Annotated in this window: 15 protein-coding genes; 4 read left to right on the top strand and 11 right to left on the bottom strand. The window is 71.2% G+C overall.

Going from position 1 to position 19,186, the window contains the following annotated elements:
* Window positions 1-183: 183 nt before the first annotated feature.
* Both recA and recX read left to right on the top strand, forming a co-directional pair.
* Window positions 184-1,308, top strand: coding sequence for a recombinase RecA (gene recA, locus AC5P1B_RS31275; protein WP_493891362.1), 1,125 nt, complete (start codon window positions 184-186; stop codon window positions 1,306-1,308).
* A 3-nt stretch (window positions 1,309-1,311) separates the two neighbouring features.
* Window positions 1,312-1,947: a recombination regulator RecX gene (recX, locus tag AC5P1B_RS31270; protein WP_493891361.1), complete on the top strand. Its 636-nt coding sequence runs from the start codon at window positions 1,312-1,314 to the stop codon at window positions 1,945-1,947.
* Window positions 1,948-1,966: 19 nt separating this feature from the next.
* Here the strand turns inward: recX and AC5P1B_RS31265 are convergent, their stop codons facing one another.
* From AC5P1B_RS31265 to AC5P1B_RS31230, 8 genes are all read right to left on the bottom strand, one after another.
* Window positions 1,967-2,401: a rhodanese-like domain-containing protein gene (locus tag AC5P1B_RS31265; protein ID WP_493891360.1), complete on the bottom strand. Its 435-nt coding sequence runs from the start codon at window positions 2,399-2,401 to the stop codon at window positions 1,967-1,969.
* Complete coding sequence (locus AC5P1B_RS31260; protein WP_493891383.1) at window positions 2,398-2,970, bottom strand: cupin domain-containing protein; 573 nt, start codon at window positions 2,968-2,970, stop codon at window positions 2,398-2,400. The genes AC5P1B_RS31265 and AC5P1B_RS31260 overlap by 4 nt, the downstream gene beginning before the upstream one ends.
* Before the next feature lie 172 nt (window positions 2,971-3,142).
* Window positions 3,143-3,229: a putative leader peptide gene (locus AC5P1B_RS31255; protein ID WP_493891382.1), complete on the bottom strand. Its 87-nt coding sequence runs from the start codon at window positions 3,227-3,229 to the stop codon at window positions 3,143-3,145.
* Window positions 3,230-3,363: 134 nt separating this feature from the next.
* Entirely contained in the window at window positions 3,364-5,157 is a 1,794-nt protein-coding gene (locus tag AC5P1B_RS31250) for an FAD-dependent monooxygenase (protein ID WP_493891359.1), read from the bottom strand.
* A 641-nt stretch (window positions 5,158-5,798) separates the two neighbouring features.
* Window positions 5,799-6,722, bottom strand: a complete 924-nt coding sequence (locus tag AC5P1B_RS31245) for an amino acid ABC transporter permease (protein ID WP_493891358.1) — start codon at window positions 6,720-6,722, stop codon at window positions 5,799-5,801.
* Window positions 6,719-7,369, bottom strand: coding sequence for an amino acid ABC transporter permease (locus AC5P1B_RS31240; RefSeq protein WP_493891357.1), 651 nt, complete (start codon window positions 7,367-7,369; stop codon window positions 6,719-6,721). The genes AC5P1B_RS31245 and AC5P1B_RS31240 overlap by 4 nt, the downstream gene beginning before the upstream one ends.
* Before the next feature lie 121 nt (window positions 7,370-7,490).
* On the bottom strand, window positions 7,491-8,393 hold the full coding sequence (locus tag AC5P1B_RS31235; protein ID WP_493891356.1) for a glutamate ABC transporter substrate-binding protein: 903 nt from the start codon (window positions 8,391-8,393) through the stop codon (window positions 7,491-7,493).
* A gap of 35 nt (window positions 8,394-8,428) precedes the next feature.
* On the bottom strand, window positions 8,429-9,205 hold the full coding sequence (locus AC5P1B_RS31230) for an amino acid ABC transporter ATP-binding protein (RefSeq protein ID WP_493891355.1): 777 nt from the start codon (window positions 9,203-9,205) through the stop codon (window positions 8,429-8,431).
* Between the two features lie 645 nt (window positions 9,206-9,850).
* Between AC5P1B_RS31230 and AC5P1B_RS31225 the strand changes: the two genes are divergently transcribed.
* Both AC5P1B_RS31225 and AC5P1B_RS31220 read left to right on the top strand, forming a co-directional pair.
* On the top strand, window positions 9,851-10,555 hold the full coding sequence (locus AC5P1B_RS31225; protein ID WP_493891354.1) for a response regulator transcription factor: 705 nt from the start codon (window positions 9,851-9,853) through the stop codon (window positions 10,553-10,555).
* 12 nt (window positions 10,556-10,567) lie between these two features.
* Complete coding sequence (locus tag AC5P1B_RS31220; RefSeq protein ID WP_493891353.1) at window positions 10,568-11,998, top strand: sensor histidine kinase; 1,431 nt, start codon at window positions 10,568-10,570, stop codon at window positions 11,996-11,998.
* Window positions 11,999-12,345: 347 nt separating this feature from the next.
* On the opposite strand, the gene AC5P1B_RS31215 is transcribed toward AC5P1B_RS31220, so the two are convergent.
* The 3 genes from AC5P1B_RS31215 to AC5P1B_RS31205 form a co-directional block, all read right to left on the bottom strand.
* The gene (locus tag AC5P1B_RS31215; RefSeq protein WP_493891352.1) at window positions 12,346-15,417 is read right to left on the bottom strand and encodes an alpha-mannosidase; all 3,072 of its coding nucleotides are present in this window, start codon (window positions 15,415-15,417) and stop codon (window positions 12,346-12,348) included.
* A 116-nt stretch (window positions 15,418-15,533) separates the two neighbouring features.
* The gene (locus tag AC5P1B_RS31210; protein ID WP_493891381.1) at window positions 15,534-17,660 is read right to left on the bottom strand and encodes an endo-beta-N-acetylglucosaminidase; all 2,127 of its coding nucleotides are present in this window, start codon (window positions 17,658-17,660) and stop codon (window positions 15,534-15,536) included.
* Window positions 17,661-17,779: 119 nt separating this feature from the next.
* Window positions 17,780-19,156, bottom strand: coding sequence for a glycoside hydrolase 5 family protein (locus AC5P1B_RS31205; RefSeq protein ID WP_493891351.1), 1,377 nt, complete (start codon window positions 19,154-19,156; stop codon window positions 17,780-17,782).
* Between the last annotated feature and the right edge of the window lie 30 nt (window positions 19,157-19,186).

Raw genomic sequence — 19,186 nt, 5'->3', positions numbered from 1 at the left:
CCGCCGCGCGAGGTTCATGGTGTGCTTGACACCAAAATCGAACATCCATTCTTATGGGGGTGCTGGCGGGTCGTTGCGGCTTCGGTTTTCCACAGGCGAATAGGGCGTCCGAGCCGATTGTCAGTGGCAGGCGTTAGCGTCATGGACGTGAAGCGATCGACTCAAGCAAATCGGGTGGAACCCATGGCAGGAACTGACCGCGAGAAGGCGCTCGAAGCCGCGCTCGCACAGATTGAACGGCAATTCGGCAAGGGCGCGGTGATGCGCATGGGGGACCGTCCCAACGACCCCATCGAGGTCATCCCCACGGGGTCGACCGCGCTCGACGTCGCGCTCGGCGTCGGCGGGCTGCCCCGCGGCCGAGTCGTGGAGGTGTACGGGCCGGAGTCCTCCGGTAAGACGACCCTGACGCTGCATGCCGTGGCCAACGCCCAGCGGGCGGGTGGCACGGTGGCGTTCGTGGACGCGGAGCACGCCCTCGATCCCGACTACGCGCAGAAACTCGGCGTGGACACGGATTCACTGATCCTCTCCCAGCCCGACAACGGCGAGCAGGCGCTGGAGATCGTGGACATGCTGGTCCGCTCCGGTGCGCTGGACCTCATCGTCATCGACTCCGTGGCGGCGCTGGTGCCGCGCGCGGAGATCGAGGGTGAGATGGGCGACTCGCACGTCGGTCTCCAGGCCCGGCTGATGAGCCAGGCGCTCCGGAAGATCACCAGCGCGCTGAACCAGTCCAAGACCACGGCGATCTTCATCAACCAGCTGCGCGAGAAGATCGGCGTGATGTTCGGCTCGCCGGAGACGACGACCGGTGGCCGGGCGCTGAAGTTCTACGCGTCGGTCCGGCTCGACATCCGCCGCATCGAGACCCTCAAGGACGGCACCGACGCGGTGGGCAACCGCACGCGCGTCAAGGTCGTCAAGAACAAGGTCGCGCCGCCCTTCAAGCAGGCGGAGTTCGACATTCTCTACGGCCACGGCATCAGCCGCGAGGGCGGGCTGATCGACATGGGCGTCGATCACGGCTTCGTCCGCAAGTCCGGTGCCTGGTACACCTACGAGGGCGACCAGCTCGGCCAGGGCAAGGAGAACTCGCGCAACTTCCTGAAGGACAACCCCGCCCTCGCCGACGAGATCGAGAAGAAGATCAAGGACAAGCTCGGCATCGGCGTGAAGCCCGCGCCCGTTGAGCCCGCGGCGGAGGGTGCCGCGCCCGTCACCGAGGCCGCCTCGTCCGCGAAGGTGGTGCCGGCACCGGCTGCCAAGGCACCCAAGGCGTCCAAGGCCGCTGCGGCCAAGAGCTAGCCCATGACCCGGCGAAGCGACTGGCCGGACAGCAGCGGCGGCGCGGGGCAACAACAGGACAGCGGCGCACTCAGCCCGTCGAGGGCCGGGCGGAGGGCGTCGCGTGGGGGCCAGGGGGAAGCCCCCAGCACCATGGAGCCCGGTGAGCAGGCACGGTCGATCTGTCTGCGCCTGCTCACCGGGACACCGCGCACCCGCAAGCAACTCGCGGACGCGCTGCGCAAGCGTGAGATCCCCGACGAGGTGGCGGAGGAGGTGCTGTCCCGGTTCGAGGAAGTCGGGCTCATCAACGACGCGGCGTTCGCCGACGCGTGGGTGGAGTCCCGGCACCACAGCCGGGGCCTCGCTCGCCGCGCCCTCGTACGGGAGCTGCGCACCAAGGGTGTGGACGCCACGGTCATCGACGGGGCCGTTGGCCAACTCGACACCGAGCAGGAGGAGCGGACCGCTCGCGAACTGGTCGAGCGCAAGCTTCGGGCGACCCGTGGGCTCGACCGGGACAAGCGCATCCGCCGCCTCGCCGGAATGCTGGCCCGCAAGGGCTACCCGGAGGGCGTGGCCCTGCGGGTGGTGCGCCGCGCGCTGGAGGAGGAAGGCGAAGACCCGGAGCTGCTGGAGTTCCACCTCCCCGAGACCTGAGCCAGGGGCAGCGGGCGGGTTACGGGGCGGCGGGCCCCGCGGTGACCGGTGTCGAGGCTGCTCCCCGGACGGTTACGGGGAGCCCTGCCGCGCGCCACGCCTGGAAGCCGCCCGCCAGGTCGGTGGCCCGGGTCAGGCCCAGCTGCCGCAAGGAAAGGGCAGCGAGGCTGGAGGCGTATCCCTCGTTGCAGATGACCACAATGTGCAGGCCGTGCCCGGTGGCTTCGGGCAGCCGGTGGTCGCACTGAGGGTCGAGCCGCCATTCCAGCTCGTTGCGCTCGACGACCAAGGCTCCAGGGATCAGCCCGTCCCGGTCGCGGAGCGCGGCGTACCGGATGTCGACCAGCACGGCTCCCTCGTCCGCCGCCGTCGCGGCCTCTTGCGGACTGAGCCGGTCCAGGCCCGCGCGGGCCTGGTCGAGCAGAGCGTCGATGCCGCGCGGCTTCTCGCTCACGCCCACTCCTCGGGCTGTTCGACCTGCTCAAGCCGCAGCACCGGCCCCGTGCGGCTGTAGCGCCGCATCAAGGGCAAGGGAGGGTAGTAGGCGTGCACTGAGATGGCGTGCCGCTCCTCGGAGAGGTTCAGCACTTGGTGCACGTGGTGCGGACCGAAGGCCCGGCCCCTGCCGCCCGGCAGGGTGCGTTCGCGGTCCACTCCCTCCGCCAGCTCCAGTGTCTTCCAGCCCTCGGTGGGGAGCTGGGCGGCGAGAGACTGCTCTTTCAGCTCGCCCTGGGCGGTGGCGAAGGCTCCGTGCGAGCCGCCGTGGTCGTGCCAGCCGGTGCCCGTGCCGGGCGGCCAGCTGATCAGCCACGCCTCGCTGCCTCCCGGGCCCTCCAGCCTGATCCAGGTCCGGCCTTCGGGGTCGAGCGGCAGTGACGCGATGAGGTCGTCATCGGCAGCGACGCGGTGGACGAAGTCGAGAAGTTCGGTGAGCGAAACGCCGTCAGCGCCAGCCGAGGACGAGGGTGACGAAGCCGGACGGGCTCGGACGGGCTCGGGGCCCGACTGGGGCGAGCCGGGCAGGGCCGGTTCCGGTACGGGGGCTGGTTCCGGGGGCGTGGCATAGGTTGCCGCTGAGGTGATCGAGGCGGCGTCGGCTACGGCCGCGCCTGAGCTCGTCGCGCTGGATGACACAAAGACCGTCCTGAAAGATCGCGAGGGCGCGCGGCCAGGAGCCACGCGGTGGAAAAGCGGATCAACAGGACGACTGACACACGCAGCCCGCGTAGCGAAGGAGGTCCATATGGACTCTCCGCCACAGGTGCGGTTCGGTGTCAGCCATGGTTCGGAGTAGACCACGACGGCCATGCGCGGTCAACAGCCGACAGGAACGCGACAGGAGCACGTGCCCCGTCGCGCCCACGCGGCTACGGCCGACCCCACCAGCCACACGCGCCCCGCGTGCGTCGGCACCGGTCACCCCGGCGTATGAGCGGGTGCCTCCAGTGGGCCGCCCCGGGCCGCGTCCGCGCACGCGTAGAGCTCCGCGGGGCGCACGCCCGCCAGCGCCGTCACCAGGTGGCCGTCCGGCCGGACCAGCAGCACCGTGTGCGCCGCCGCGCCCGGGTAGCTCTCCGCGACCAGCAGTTCGGCCCGTACGGGGAGTGCCGTGACGGCGGCGGCGAGCCGGGGCATCAGTCCGGCGCCCAGCCAGTGCCGCCGTTCCCACACCCCCGTGCCCGGTGCCACCAGCACCACCAGCAGCTTGCCGCCGAACCGTTCATGGAGCCGGGCCACGGAGCCGTCCGGCGTCGTCACGGGCACGTCGGCCACCGGAGCGCCTGGCGCCGTGCCCACTGTCACACTGCCGGGTGGCCTCCCGGAGGGCGCCAGGGGCGTGCGGGGGTAGGCCGGGGGCGCGCCGAGCGGTCCGAGGCCCGCGTGGCCGTCGGTGAGCAGCGCGTCGTCGCCGCGCGCCGCGCCAGGCAGCACCGAGCGCCGCACAGCGGGCCAGCCGCCGGCCGCCCGGACCTGGGGCAGGGCCTGATCGGCGGTGCGCAGCCGGGCTCCGACGGCACCCCGCCGCTCCGTTTGATAGCTGTCGAGTAAGGCGTCCGAAGCCCCGTGGTGCCAGGCCAGTGCCAGCTTCCAGGCCAGGTTGTCGACGTCGCGCAGCCCCTCGTCGAGCCCCTGCGCGCCCAGCGCCCCGAGGAGATGCGCGGCGTCTCCGGCGAGGAACGCCCGGCCGACGCGCCAGCGGCGGGCGAGCCTGTGGTGGGCTACGTACACGCCGGTGTCGAGGAGTCCGTACGGGGGGATCGCGCCGCACCACCCGGTCAGGGTGTCCCGGATACGGCTCAGCAGCGCCTCGGGCGTGACCAGATCGCGGCCGGGCGGCAGCAGCCAGTCCAGCCGCCAGGCCCCGCCGGGGAGCGGGCGGGCCGCCACCTCGGCATCGGCTCCACGCCATGGCGGCGAACGGTGCAGCAGGGCTTCGCCGGGGGAGGGGAGGTCGGCGCGGAGCGCGGCCACGGCATGCCGTTCCACCGCTGTCCGGCCTGGGAAACGCACCCTGAGGAGCTTGCGGACGGTGGAACGGGGCCCGTCACAGCCGATCAGATAACTCCCACGCCACCAGATGTCGTTGCCTGAGGCCGCGGAGGCGGAACGCGCGCCGGGCACATCCGCCGCCGCTGCGGGGTCAGCGCCGTCGAGGAGTTCCACGGTGCGCGCGTCCCTGGTGTGGGCGCTGATCCCGGTCTCGTCCTGTTCGAGGACGTCCAGACGCCCGCCTGTGGCGATCTGGACGAGGCCGTTGCCGGTCTGTTCGGTGAACGGGGCGAGAGCGGCCCGCAGCGAGCGGATCAGCGCGTGCTGGGGGAGGTGCAGCGGCGAGGCGACACCGGCTGGTTCCACGGCACCGTCGTCCCCGTGTGCCGCGACGTCCAGGGCCGATGGCGGCGCGTCGAGGTTGTGTGGGTCCCGCGGGGGCTCGAAGACCACATGGCGGACCACGTGGCGGCGGCGCATCGTGCGCCAGCCCGTCCAGCGCGACCCGTTGTCGGAGGCCGCGGCGCACCCCAGGCGGCTGAGCATGTGGGCGGTGTCCGGGCGCAGCACGGCTGTCCGGGCGGGACGCTGCTCATCCGCTCGCGGGCGGCCCGGCGCCGCCCCCTCGTCGAGGAGCACGACAGGGACGTCGAGCCGGGCGAGGGCCAGCGTCAGTGTGAGTCCGACAGGGCCGGCCCCGACGACGATCACCGGGTCCACGGCGCTGCTCCCTGGGCCCGGCGGGAAAGGGGGGAGCTGGTGGTTGGAGCCCGGTGCGCGATCACAGAACGTATGCAACCCATTGCGGGTGCCCTCGTCAAGTGACTACAGGGGGGCACGAAGGGGCACGTCCCCACACGGCCGAACCAACGCTATACGTCCAGTACAGGGCCGGATACACGGGGTTGGCGGCGGCTCGTCAAATGACAGCAGGCTGGGCGCCGTATCCGGTCGCTCCGCCACTTCGTTCGCTCCGTGCCCCGTGCCCCGTGCTCCGTGCCCCGTGCCCCGTGCCCCGTGCCCCGTGCCCCGTGCCCCGTGCCCCGTCCCCGTGCCCCACGGCCCCAGGCCCCACGGCCCCAGGCCCCACCGACCGGTGTCCGTCACCGCCCGGCAAGGCCCCGCCCCGGCCCGCCGGCACGGAGGCAAGCCGTCCGGCCCCGGACAGCAAGCCGTCCGGCCCACAGGCGCCCGCCCGTCCGGCCCAGTCGTCCGGCTCCGGCGGCTGGTCCGTCACCGGCTTACGTGACACGACCGCGCTCCATCGCGCGCGTGGGGCGGCGATGGAGCGCGGTCGTATGGGTCAGTCGCGTCGGACAGAGCGCCAGGGCTCGGCTTGCCGCCCCGGTGGAGCGGCCGGGTCAGCCGGTCTTCGGGCCGGCTGGCGGCGGGGTGCCGTCGTCCGGCTCGGCCTCCGCGCTGTGCGAGGGGTTGGCCATGACGGTGGCCGGGCCCCCGGCGATGGCGGGAGGGGCGCCCTTCCGGCTGCGCTTGGTGCTCCGTTCGATCCAGGTGGCGACGGACGAAAGGGCCAGGCACAGCAGGATGTAGATGGAGCCGAAGACGATCACCATCGGGATGAAGGCGTAGACGCCGTTCTCCGGAGGTGTCCGCTCCGCGAACGCCTTGCCGACGTACAGCAGCTCCTCGTAAAGGATGATGAAGCCGAGCGAGGTGTCCTTGAGGGTGACCACCAGCTGGCTGATGATCGACGGCAGCATGGAGCGGACGGCCTGCGGGACGAGGACGTTCGTCATCACCTGCGTCTTGCGCAGGCCCATCGCGTACGCGGCCTCACTCTGCCCCTTGGGCACGGCGTTGATGCCCGCGCGGAAGATCTCCGACTGCACCGAGCCGTTGTAGAGCGTCAGCCCGATGACCAGTGCCCACATGGGCTGGGTGTCGAAGTACGCGTAGTACAGCAGGAAGATCATGATGAGCAGCGGCATGGCGCGGAAGAACTCCACGACCACAGTCGTCGGCCACCGTACCCACCGGTGGTCGGACAGCCGGCCCGCCGCCAGCGCCGCGCCGAGCACGAGGGAGAAGACCGCCGCCAGCGCGAACGTCTTGAGCGTCGTCACCAGGCCTTCGATGATGCGCTCTTGGGTGTTCGCGTACTGGTAGTCGTCCCACAGCCCGGCCTGGAACTGCCCCGTGTCGTCCAGCCGGTAGATGATGAAGCCGATCAGGCCGACGAGCGCGAGCGTGGAAAGCGCGCCGTAGAGCCGGTTGCGCCTGCGGGCCTTGGGGCCCGGTACGTCGTAGAGAACGCTGGAACTCAACGGGCCACCGCCAACCGGTTCTCCAGCAGCCGGAACAGGCCGCTGAGGGTGAGCGTGATGATCAGGTAGCAGACCGCGATCCAGAGGAAGATCACGAGGATGTCGTAGCCCGCGTCCGCGTTGAGCTGCTTCTGGAGGGCGCCGAGTTCCATGACGTCGAAGCCGGAAGCGATCGCGGAGTTCTTGGTGAGGGCGATGATGAGGCTGCCGACCGGGGGTATCGCGGTACGCGCCGCCTGCGGCAGCACGATCTGGGTCAGTGTCTGGGTGAAGGTCATGCCGATGCTGCGTGCTGCCTCAGCCTGGCCGACCGGCACCGTGTTGATGCCGGACCTGACGGCCTCGCAGATGAACGCCGAGGTGTAGCAGCCGAGTGCCATCACCGCGAGCCAGAAGGAGTCCCAGCCTTTCAGGCCGAGCGCGGGCAGGCCGAGCGTGACGACGAGGAAGAGGAGGACGAGGGGGGTGTTGCGGAGCAACGTCACCCATACGGTGCCGAAGATCCGCAGCGCGGGCACCGGAGACACGCGGAACGCCGCGATCAGGATGCCCAGGACCAGGGCGAGCAGCGCGCTGAGCGCCGTCAGTTCCACGGTTTTGAGGAAGCCGTCGCGGAATTCCGCGAAGTTGTCCGTCAGTACGTTCAAGTCAAGTCTCCGGAGGTGAGCATGGCGGCCGCCGGTGCCCGCGGCGCGCGGGCCTCAAGGGCCCGTCATCGGCGCCGCGGACACGTGGACGCTCAGGCGTCAGCCGTCGTGGGGCGGCGGCTCAGTAACGGTCGACCTTCGGCGGCTTGGGCGCCGCGATGCCGGACTTGCCGAGGGTGGCGTCGTACGCCTTCTTCCAGTCACCGTTCTTCTGGTGCGCCTCGATGGCCTTGTTGACGGCCTCGCGCAGCGCGTCGTCGCCCTTCTTCAGGCCGATGCCGTACGGCTCCTCGGAGAACGGCTTGCCGACGACCTTCAGCCCGTCGTTCTGGGCGGCGTAGCCCTTGAGGATCGTGTCGTCGGTCGTGACGGCGTCGACCTGCCCGTTGTTCAGGTCCTGCACGCACAGCTGGTAGCCCTGCTGCGCCTTCGTGCTCTTGACGCCGTACTTCTTCTCCTTGATTCGTTCAAGGGGCGTGGAGCCCGTGACGGAGCAGACCTTCTTGCCCTTGAGGTCGTCAGGACCCGCGATGTCGCTGTCCTTCTTCACCAGCAGGTCCTGGCCGGCCATGTAGTACGGGCCGCCGAAGCCGACCTGCTTCTTGCGCTCGTCGTTGATCGTGTACGTACCGACGTAGAGGTGGACGCCACCGCTGGAGATCTGCGTCTCACGGGCTTCGGACGGCACCGTCTTGAACTTGATGTGGTCCTTGTCGAAGCCGAGGTCGGCGGCGATCATCTTGGCGATCTCGACGTCGAAGCCGGAGCGCGTCTTGCTGCTCGGGTCCTCGTAGCCGAGGCCGGGCTGGTCCGCCTTGGTCCCGATCACGATCGTCTTGCCCTTGATCTTCGACCAGACCGGCGAGTCCTTGACGTCCGCGGCGGTGTTGACCTTGTAGGAGAGCTTCGGAGCGTCCTTGTCCTTCTTGTCGTCGTCCGGGCTGCCCTCCTTGCCACACGCCGTCGCCGCAGCAGTCAGGGCCAGCACCACGGCGGCCGCCGCGGCAGTCTTGCGGAGCTTCATGGTGAACATCCTTTACGTCGTCGAGCGGTGGGCGGTCAGTGGTGAAGGATCTTCGACAAAAAGTCCTTGGCCCTGTCGCTACGGGGATTGCTGAAGAACTGGTCCGGCGTCGCCTCTTCGACGATGCGGCCGTCGGCCATGAAGACCACGCGGTTCGCGGCGGAGCGGGCGAAGCCCATCTCGTGCGTGACGACGATCATCGTCATGCCCTCCCGGGCGAGCTGCTGCATGACCTCAAGCACCTCGTTGATCATTTCCGGGTCGAGCGCCGAGGTCGGCTCGTCGAAGAGCATCACCTTCGGGTCCATGGCCAGGGCGCGGGCGATCGCCACCCGCTGCTGCTGGCCGCCGGAGAGCTGCGCCGGGTACTTGTCGGCCTGGCTGCCCACTCCGACCCGGTCGAGCAGCGCGCGCGCCTTCTTCTCAGCGGCCTTCCGGTCCACCTTGCGGACCTTGACCTGGCCCAGCGTCACGTTCTCCAGCACCGTCTTGTGCGCGAAGAGATTGAAGGACTGGAAGACCATGCCGACGTCGGCGCGCAGCCGGGCGAGTTCCTTGCCCTCCTGCGGCAGTGGCTTGCCGTCGATGGTGATGGCACCGGAGTCGATGGTCTCCAGTCGGTTGATCGCGCGGCACAGCGTGGACTTTCCGGACCCGGAAGGCCCGATGACGACGACGACTTCGCCCCGGGCGATGGTCAGGTCGATGTCCTGGAGCACATGCAGCGCGCCGAAGTGCTTGTTGACTTTTGTCAGCGCGACCAGCTTGTCCGCTGCGGGTGCGGCGTCCTTGGTCACCGATACTTCGCTCATCGGCGTCTCGCTCCGTCCTCCTCGGTTGGGGAGGACCCTAATGAGCCGCCACGACCAGCGTCATTACATCTGAGCTGAAATTGAGCATAACGATCCGGCCGCAAAGCGACACTCTGCGTGAACGGGACGCGCAGCATGGTCGTCGTACGGCCAGGGAAACGGAAGAGTGGTCATACCGGCTACGTAACGGAAACAACTGGGTGACCGGATTCCCTTGACGCGCCCGGCCCGGATCGGCCTCTATGCCCTGTGGCCTAAGACGGGCCGCCGCCCGCACGGGGCACGGGGCGCCCTACGGGCGCCGCGCGCGGCCGGGAACCGGGACGGGGGCCGGTGGTGTCCTACGGGGCCGTACGGAGCGCCGTAGGGGCACTGGGCACGGCGCCGGGGCGGGGTACGCACGGGGCCGGGTACGAACGGGCACCATGGACGACCGCAACGCCAAGCACGACGAATACGACGCACGATCGCAACGACGCACGATCGCAACGCCGGGACAACCGAAACGCTGGGGACAACCGAAACGCTGGGGACAACCGAAACGACGCACGACCGAACACGACACACGACGCATGACACGACGCCTGACATGACGCACGACCGAACGCCGCGCATGACCGAAAACCGCTGAGGAGGGCTGGGCCGATGAGACTGCTACTGGTCGAAGACGACAACCACGTGGCCGCCGCCCTGTCCGCGGTGCTCGCCCGGCACGGCTTCGATGTCACCCACGCCCGCAACGGCGAGGAGGCGCTGCGGGCCCTGCTGCCGGACGAGAGCGCGCCGTACGGTGTCGTCCTGCTCGATCTGGGCCTGCCCGACCAGGACGGCTTCGAGGTCTGCGGCCGCATCCGCAAGCTCACCACCACCCCCGTGATCATGGTGACGGCGCGGGCTGACGTCCGCTCCCGCATACACGGCCTCAACCTCGGCGCCGACGACTACGTCGTCAAGCCGTACGACCCGATGGAACTCCTCGCCCGCATCCACGCCGTCAGCAGGCGCACCGTCCCCGCCGACGGGGCGGCTGAGGACGGCGCCGACGAACCCGTGGCCCCGCTGCTCCTCGGTCCCGTCAGCATCGAACTTCCCACCCGCCAGGTCCGAGTGAACGGCACCACCGTCCCGCTCACCCGCAAGGAGTTCGACCTGCTCGCCCTGCTCGCTCAGCGGCCCGGTGTGGTCTTCCGCCGGGAGCAGATCATCAGCGAGGTATGGCGCACCAGCTGGGAGGGGACCGGCCGCACCCTGGAGGTGCACGTCGCGTCGCTGCGCTCCAAGCTGCGGATGCCCGCGCTGATCGAGACGGTGCGCGGCGTCGGGTACCGCCTCGTCGCCCCGGCCGCCTGAGCCGGGATCACAGTGCGCACCCGACTCCTCCCCCTGCTCATCGTCCTCATGGCGGGCGTCCTGCTCGCGCTCGGCTTTCCGCTCGGGGCGAGCCTCGCCGCCGCCGAACAACAGCGAGTGGTCGTCGACCGGATCGACGACACCGCCCGGTTCGCTTCCCTCGCCCAGTACGTCACGGCCCGCCCCGCCGCCCTCAAGGACTCGGGGAACTCGGAGGACGAGGACGAGCGGCAGGCGACCCTCCGGGTCGAACTCACCCGCTACCACGAGCTCTACGGCATCCGCGTCGGCGTCTTCTACCGCGACCGGCAGCCCATGGCGGCCGCACCGGCCGACTGGGCCCCGTCCCGGGACGGGGAGCCGGGGCAGGCGTTCGAGGAGGCCCTGGCAGGCCGCCGCAGCCACGACCCCGAACAGGTCTGGCCCTGGCAGCGAGGACGCCTCACCGTCGCCTCGCCCGTGGTGCGCGACGGGGACGTGGTGGCCGTCGTCGTCACCGACTCGCCCACCGGCCAGATGCGGTCGCGCACGCTGCACGGCTGGCTGCTCATAGCCGCTGGTGAGGCCGCGGCCATGCTGCTGGCCGTGGCCGCGGCCTTCCGCCTCACGGGGTGGGTGCTGCGTCCCGTGCGGGTGCTCGACGCCGCCACGCACGACATCGCCACCGGGCAGATGGCGTCGCGCGTCGCGGCTTCCGGCGGTCCGCCCGAGCTGCGCCGCCTGGCCCGGTCGTTCAACGAGATGGCGGACCACGTGGAGGACGTGCTCGAACAGCAGCGGGCGTTCGTCGCCGACGCCTCGCACCAGCTGCGCAACCCGCTGTCCGCGCTGCTGCTCCGCATCGAACTGCTGGCGCTCGAACTCCCCGAAGGCAACGAGGAGGTCGCCTCCGTACGCACCGAGGGCAAACGGCTCGCCCGGGTCCTCGACGGCCTCCTCGATCTGGCACTCGCCGAGCACGCCCCGGCTGATCTGCGGCTGACCGACATCGCCGACCTCGCCACGGAACGGGTCGGCGCTTGGCGCCCGGTCGCCGACCGGGAAGGCGTCGAACTCGACTACGCCGGGCCGTCCGGAGCCACCGCCTGGGCCGACCCGGTCGCGCTCTCCAGCGCGCTGGACGCGGTGGTCGACAACGCGCTGAAGTTCACGCCGGAGGGCGAGCGAGTGGTTGTCGGGGTGCTGGTGGAGGGCGCCACCGTACGGATCACCGTCGCGGACGGCGGACCCGGCCTCACCGAAGAGGAACTGGCGCGCGTGGGGGACCGCTTCTGGCGCAGCGGCCGCCACCAGAACGTGTCCGGGTCCGGGCTGGGGCTGTCCATCACCCGCGCCCTGCTGGCGGCGGGCGGCGCCTCGATCGAGTACGGGCCGAACGAACCACGCGGGCTGCTGGTGACCATCTCCGTCCCACGCACGGCCCCACGGGAGCAGGAGCGGTAGGGCGAGCCTGAGGCCCGCGCACGGCTTGGCACGGGGCGGCCGCTCCGTGCTCCGTGCCCCGTGGGCCCTGAAGCGCTGCCCCGTGCCCCGTGCCCCGTGGGTGCTGAAGCGCTGCCCCGTGCCCCGTCGGTGGGGGAGCGTGCCCCGTGCCCCGTGCCTGGGGCGGGAGCGCGGTCCTGGCTCCGTGCTCCGTGCCCCGTGGTGCTGGGGCGCTCCGTGTCCCGCGCCCCGTTGCCGCGGGAGTGCCCGTGGCCCGCGCCAGCCCCCGGGGGGTGCGCGGGGCCGTCGTCCTGGCCCGCCCCGTCCCGCACACCCCCGCCCGCGTCCGCGTCCGCTCAGTTAGTCAGTCAGTCGGCCGGCCCGGTCTGGGAATCCAGCCGGTTTCGGCCTCGTAGGGCCAAGCGGAGCGTGAGGATCTGGAACGGGCGCAGGGTCAGGTCCGCCGTGCCTTCCGGGGACAGCTCGTGCGGCGGGGCGTCGTCCAGTGGGCGCTCCAGCAAGTCGGTCTCGGTCACCGAGGCGACCGGGACGCTGGTGGTGAGCGTGGTGGCGGCGCGGCCGCCGCCGGACTCGTACAGCCGGACGACGATGTCGCCGCTGCGGTCCTCCGCGAGCTTGACCGCCTCCACGATGACCTGGTCGCCCTCGACGGAGACCAGGGGTTCGACGGCCTGGCCGCCCGGGACGGTGCGCTCCGGGAGGTTGATCCGGTGCCCCTCGCGCACCGCGTCGGCGATCGTCGCGCCGGGTGCGAGCGCGAACCGGAGGCGGTGGTTGCCCTGGTCCGTCTCGGGGTCCGGGTAGCGGGGGGCACGGAGCAGCGACAGCCGCACCGTGGTGGTCTGCCCGCCGTCCGCGCGCATGTCGCGGGTCACGTCGTGGCCGTACGTCGAGTCGTTGACGACGGCGGCGCCCCAGCCGGGCTCCTCGACGTGAATCCAGCGGTGGGCGCAGATCTCGAACTTCGCCGCCTCCCACGAGGTGTTGGTGTGCGTGGCGCGGTAGACGTGCCCGAACTGGGTCTCGGAAGCCGACCGCTCGGCCTTCACATCCAGCGAGAAGGCCGCCTTGAGGAACTTCTCCGTCTCGTGCCAGTCCACCTCGGTGTCGACGTCGAGCACCTTCGAACCGGCGCGCAGCTCCAGTCGCTGGACCACCGTGGAACCGGCGTCGCCGAAGGAGCGGGACACCGAGATCACCGCTCGGTCGTCACTGGACTCGGCGACCGTCAGCTCGTCGACGGCGACCAGGTCGGTGACGTTGTGGCGGTAGAAGGCGTCGATGTCCCAGGCGTCCCACATGTTGGGGAAGTCCGGGTGGACCTGGAGCAGGTTCCCGGCGAGTCCTGGCGCGATGGCCTCACGCCCCGCCGCCAGGTCGTACGCCGATACCACCAGACCGCGCCCGTCGACCTCGGCGCGCAGCAGGCCGTTGGCGAGGACGAAGCCGCCGCCGTCCCGCTCCGTCACCGTCACCGGTGGGCCCATCCGCCCCGGTTCGATGACCGCACCTCCGGCCGGGACGCCGCGCCGTGCGTGCGGTGAGGCGTTGAAGACCACCGTTCGCTGCCCGTCGCCCGCCAGTGCCGTCTGCGCGGCGTTGACGATCTCGGTCAGCTCCGCGCGCACGCGCGCGTAGGTCTCCCGGGCCTCCCGGTGCACCCAGGCGATGGAGGAGCCCGGCAGGATGTCGTGGAACTGGTGCAGCAGCACCGTCTTCCAGATGCGCTCCAGGTCCTCGTACGGGTAGGGGAATCCGGGCACCGTGGTCGCGGCGGTGGCCGCCCACAGCTCTGCCTCGCGCAGCAGTGACTCGCTGTGCCGGTTGCCCTGCTTCGTCTTGGCCTGCGAGGTGTAGGTGCCCCGGTGCAGCTCCAGGTACAGCTCGCCCGCCCACACGGGCGCGTCCTCGTACTCCGCCTGGGCGGCGGCGAAGAACGCCGAAGGACGCTCCACCGTCACCCGGGGCGAGCCCTCCAGATCCTTGAGCCGTTCGGCGCGTGCCAGCATCTCCCGGGTGGGGCCACCGCCGCCGTCTCCCCAGCCGAACGGGGCCAGCGAGCGCGAGCCGCGCCCCTTCTCCTGGTAGTTGCGCGCGGCGTGCGCCATCTGCTCGCCGCCGAGGTCGGAGTTGTACGTGTCGACTGGGGGGAAGTGGGTGAACACCCGGGTGCCGTCGATGCCCTCCCACCAGAAGGAGTGGTGGGGGAACTTGTTGACCTGGCTCCAGGAGATCTTCTGCGTCAGGAACCAGGTGGAGCCCGACAGCTTCACCAACTGGGGCATCGCCGCCGTGTAGCCGAAGGAGTCCGGCAGCCACACCTCCTTGGTATCGATGCCGAACTCGTCCAGGAAGAACTTCTTCCCGTACAGGAACTGGCGGGCCATCGCCTCGCCACCGACCATGTTGGTGTCGGACTCCACCCACATGCCGCCCACCGGGATGAACTGCCCCTCGGCCACCTTCTTCTTGACCTTGCTGAAGACCTCGGGGCGATGCTCCTTGATCCAGGCGAGCTGCTGCGCCTGCGACATCGCGAAGACGAACTCCGGGTGGTCGTCCATCAGGTTGACCATGTTGGACGACGTGCGGGCCACCTTGCGCACCGTCTCGCGCAGCGGCCATAGCCAGGCCGAGTCGATGTGGGCGTGCCCGACGGCGCTGATCCGGTGCGCCGAGGCGTTCGCGGGGGCGGCGAGGACGCCCGCCAGGGCCGCGCGGGCGCGGGCGGCGGTCCCGGCGACGTCAGTCAGGTCCAGGGCGTCCAGGCAGTTCTCGATGGCCCGCAGGATGTCGAAACGGCGGGCGTCGCCGGTGGACAGCTGGGTCATCAGTCCGCCGAGCACCTCCAAGTCCTGTACCAGTTCCCACACCTCGTCCTCGAAGACGGCGAGGTCCATGCGCGCGATCCGGTACAGCGGCTGGTCGCCCGAGGTGAGCCGGTCGCCCTCGTAGGTCGGTGTGTGGTCCACCAGAATGGGGTTCGAGGCCGCCTCCACGTACAGCAGTACGTCCTCGCCGCCCGCCGCCGGGGCACCGAGGCGCACCCAGCCGTTGCGCGGGTTGAGCGCCTTCACGGCCTCCCCGTCCGGCCGGTAGACCAGCCCCTCACACTGGAAGCCCGGCATCATCCGGTCGAAACCGAGATCGAGTACGGCCTCCACGGTGCGGCCCGCCCACTCGGCCGGAATCCGCCCCGCCACCTTGAACCATGTGGTGCCCCAGGCCGGACCCCAGCTGTCCCCGGCGGCGGCCGGTACGTAGTCGGCGGCCAGGGCCTCGGCCACCGGCACCGGCTCGCCCGGCGCCTCCCAGCGCTCAATGGTCAGTGGCTGGGCGGAGCTGTAGACGGCGGGCTGGACGCGCTCGGCGAGGACGCGGCGAAGACGGTTTTCGACGATGCTGCGGTCGTCATGCATGACGGCGGCTCCGATGGCTCGCGGGGTGGAACGGCTGGCAGGAGGTGGGCCTCAACGTGCGGGCCCGGGGCCCGGACCAACGATCCGGGCCCCGGCTTACGGGTGCTCAGTGGGCATTACCACTGATGGGTGACGGAAACCGCTTCGGAAGCACGGAAGGTCTCACCGACGGCGCGCACTTCCAGGCGGGTGGCGGTCTCGTCGCCGGAGCGGCGCAGCGCCGGGACGAAGCACGCGGTGCCGCAGGTGCCGGTCAGGAAGCGGAACGTTCCGTCGGGCAGTGCCTGGCGCACTTCGTAGTGCCGCACCACCGCGCCGCCCTTGGCTGAGGAGGGCTGCCATTCCACGCGCAGCGCCGCTTCACCCGCCGGCGTGGCGGCCGAGCGGGCGATGGTGACGGAGCGCGGGGCACGGGGCGCGGCGGGCGCCCCGTCGCTGACCGCGAACGCGCCCAGCCTCCAGCGGACCTCCCCGCCGTCGCCCGCGCGCGTGAGGCGCACGCCCACGGCGTGGATGACCGAGCCGCCCGGCAGCCCACCGGCAGCGGCCGACGAGGTGCTCCAGCCGCCACCGGCGGGCACCGTTCCCGCGGGCAGGTACCTGAAGGCGGGTGGCTTGCCGGGGGAGCCGGGCTCCGTCAGGGCGACGGCGATCTCCACCTTCACCGGCGCCGAGCCGTCCTCCGTGCGGTGGGTGACCTCCAGCAGGGTGCCTTGGGAGCGCGGCAGGCGGGTCTGGAACAGCTCCAGCGTCGCGGGCTGGGGCAGGGGGCCTTCGACGAGCACGCTGCTGCCGCCGCGCCAGGCCGCCGCGAAGTCGAAGCCGACGCGTGGCTTCGCCCCGTCCGTGTGCACGGCCCAGCGGCGGCCCGGCAGCCGGTCCTGGAGCCCCAGGTGCTGCCACTCGGCGTCGCTGCTCCGTGCCCCGTTCTCGTACCAGGCGGTGCCATGGCCGGTGTTGAAGGTGGTGGCGAACGGGACGGCGCTGATCGTGGACCGGTCCGCGACGTGCCGGGCGGCGGGACGCCAGGAGCCGGGGCCGGCGGGTGCCGCGGGGTCGGTCCGCTCACCCGCCCAGAACTGGTCGTCCCGCGCGTGGAACTGGCCGGGCGTGCGGGTCTTCTCCGGCAGTGAGTGCAGCGTCCACTCAGGGCGGTACAGGCCGTAGGAGACGACGTGGTCCTTGCCGGTGGGCGCGAACGCTTCCCAGTCCACCGAGGTGCCCCAGCCGTTCGCCTCGACGTCGACGCCCGCCCACAGCTCGTACGGGGAGCGGCCGAGCCGTTTGGCGTACGCGGCGGACGAAGCGAGCCGTGCGGCACCGCCCGAGCGCCAGCGGAAGTCCAGGAACATCGTGTCGGAGAGCTTGGCACCGTCGCGCTGGAAGAACACCGCGTTCTTGTCGTTGAGCGCGCCCTGCCATCCCACCGCGCCGTCGGCGTTGAACGCGTCGTACCACGTGATCTTCAGCTCGGGCGCGCCGGAGCGCAGCGCGTGCAGGAAGTCCGCGAACTGCCGTGCCAGTGCCGCGTCGCCGCCATCCGTCTCGCCGTTGAGGAACCAGCCGTCGAATCCGTAGGTCCGCGCCACCTGGATCAGCTTGTCGGCGAGCGGGAAGCGGCCGAAGGAGTCCTTCTGCACCAGATCCCGCGTCCACCGCAGCTGTCCGCCGAACGCGGTCGGCGGCAGGAACACGTTGCCGAGGACGCGGACACCGTTGCGGTGGGCGGCGTCCACGACAGGCGCGTTCGGCGCGAGGATGATGCCCTCGCCGGACGAGCCGCCCCAGAAGACCAGCTCTTCCAGGTAGGCCCAGTGGGTGAGCGCGTAGAAGTCTGCCTTCGTGCCGCCCTGCGAGGGGTTGGCGGCGGTGCCGGCGAACGAGACCAGCGCTGAGATCCCGCCCTGCCCGCTACGGGCCGTAGGACTGGCAGGGACCGGCGTGAACCGCTTCGCGAGCGGCACCGTAGCGGTGTTGTACCGCAGGTCCTTGTCGTCCTGCGGCCGCCAGGACTTCAGGCTGCGCCATACGACACCGGCCGGAGGCTGCTGCCCTTCGGGGAAGCTGTCGGGGAACCAGTACGAGGCGTACGGCTGGATCGGTTCGGCCGCAGTCCCGGGGCGCGAGGCGGCTGTGCGCCGTGCCGCGCGCTCCGCGGCGCGGGCGGGCGTGGACGCGAACGCGGGCACGACGGCCGCTGCGGCCACCGTGGCGGCGCCCGCGACGAGGCCGCGGCGGGACACATCGCCGTCGGCGGCGGCGCCGCGCACGGGGCGGCGGGGTGAGCGGCGGGGAGCGGAACCGTTCACTGCGATCTCCTTGTCGTGGGACGTCGATAGGTCACGGAAGGGCGCCTCATCGCTCACCGCACCTCCGCTGGACGGAGCAGTTCCGTGATGCCGCGGGCGGCGAGGTGCGCGGGGTCCTCAGCGCGTTCCGTCAGCACGGCCGCCGCCCGTACGCCCTCGGCGGCGAGCCGGGCCCACGCCTCGAAGAACGCGCCGCCGGGGGCGCACGTGGAGCGGCCCGGGGCGGTGTCCTCGTCCCCCGCGTCCAGCAGCAGCCCGGTGGCGCGCCGTGCCGGCGCGGGGCGGTGCTGCCGCAGCCGCTCGGCGATGGCGGCGACGGCCTTGCCCGCGGGCTTGACGGCGCCTTCGGAGGTCAGCAGCCCCAGGCCGTATTCAAGTTCGGGGAAGTCGGCCAGTGACCGTGAGACGTCATGGGAGCACCACCAGGTGATGCCGTAGAGGTCCGTACACGTCAGGGCGTTGTCGATGGTCGCCTCGGTGAAGGCCGCGGCGTGGTCGGCGGGGATCAGCGGGGCGGGGGCGCCGACCTCCTGGAGCCACACGGGGCGGCGCGGCTCCGCCGCCCACGCCTTGGACAGTTCGATGAGGTACTCCGCGTGGTGGACGGTGGCGGCCCCGTCACGGCCGTGCCGCTGCGCTGTCCCGTTGAACACCCAGGAGTGGATGGTGGTCGCCCCGCCCAGCCGGGTGGCGTGCGCGGGCGTGAACGGGTGGCCGTCCTGGAACCACACCGCGTCGTACTCGGAATGGGTGTGGAGCCGCCCCGGTGCGGCTCGTTCGCAGGCGGTCAGCAGCCGCTCCAGCCAGCGGCCGGCCTCGTCGTACGTACAGCGGTCGGGGTCGGGATGCGGCTTGTCGGAGAACTGGTTGACCTCGTTGCCGAGTGTCATCCCGATGAAGTTCGGCCGGTCGGCGAGGGAGGTGGCGAGCGCCTCCAGATAGCGTGCCTCGCCGTCGATGACGTCCGGGTCGGTGAAGAGGTTGCGACGGTGCCAGCTGTGCAGCCATGACGGGATGAAGTCGAAGCTCGACAGGTGCCCCTGGAGGGCGTCCACGGCGACGTCGAGACCGCGTTCGGCGGCGGCGTCCACCAGCTGCCCGAGCTGTTCGATGGCGCGTGGCCGGATCAGCGTGCGGTTGGGCTGGAACAGCGGCCACAGGGCGAACACCCGGATGTGGTCGAGGCCGAGTCCGGCGAGTGAGTCGAAGTCCCGCCGTACGTCGTCGAGGCCGAAGTCCAGCCAGTGATGGAACCAGCCGTTGGAGGGCGTGTAGTTGGCACCGAGACGTACCGGACCGGCTGGGCTCACCGGCTCGTGGCCGCCCGCAGTGCCGGCCGTGACCGAGGGGGCAGGCACCGTAGGGGTGGCGTGGTCGGTGGAGGAGGCGAGACTGACTGGAGCGGCGGGCGGGGCAGGCGTGTTGGGCATGGGGGTGTCTGGTCTCCTGCTGGACGGGGC

Source organism: Streptomyces sp. A01 (assembly GCF_059026195.1).
This window is presented reverse-complemented; position numbering and strand designations above follow the sequence as displayed.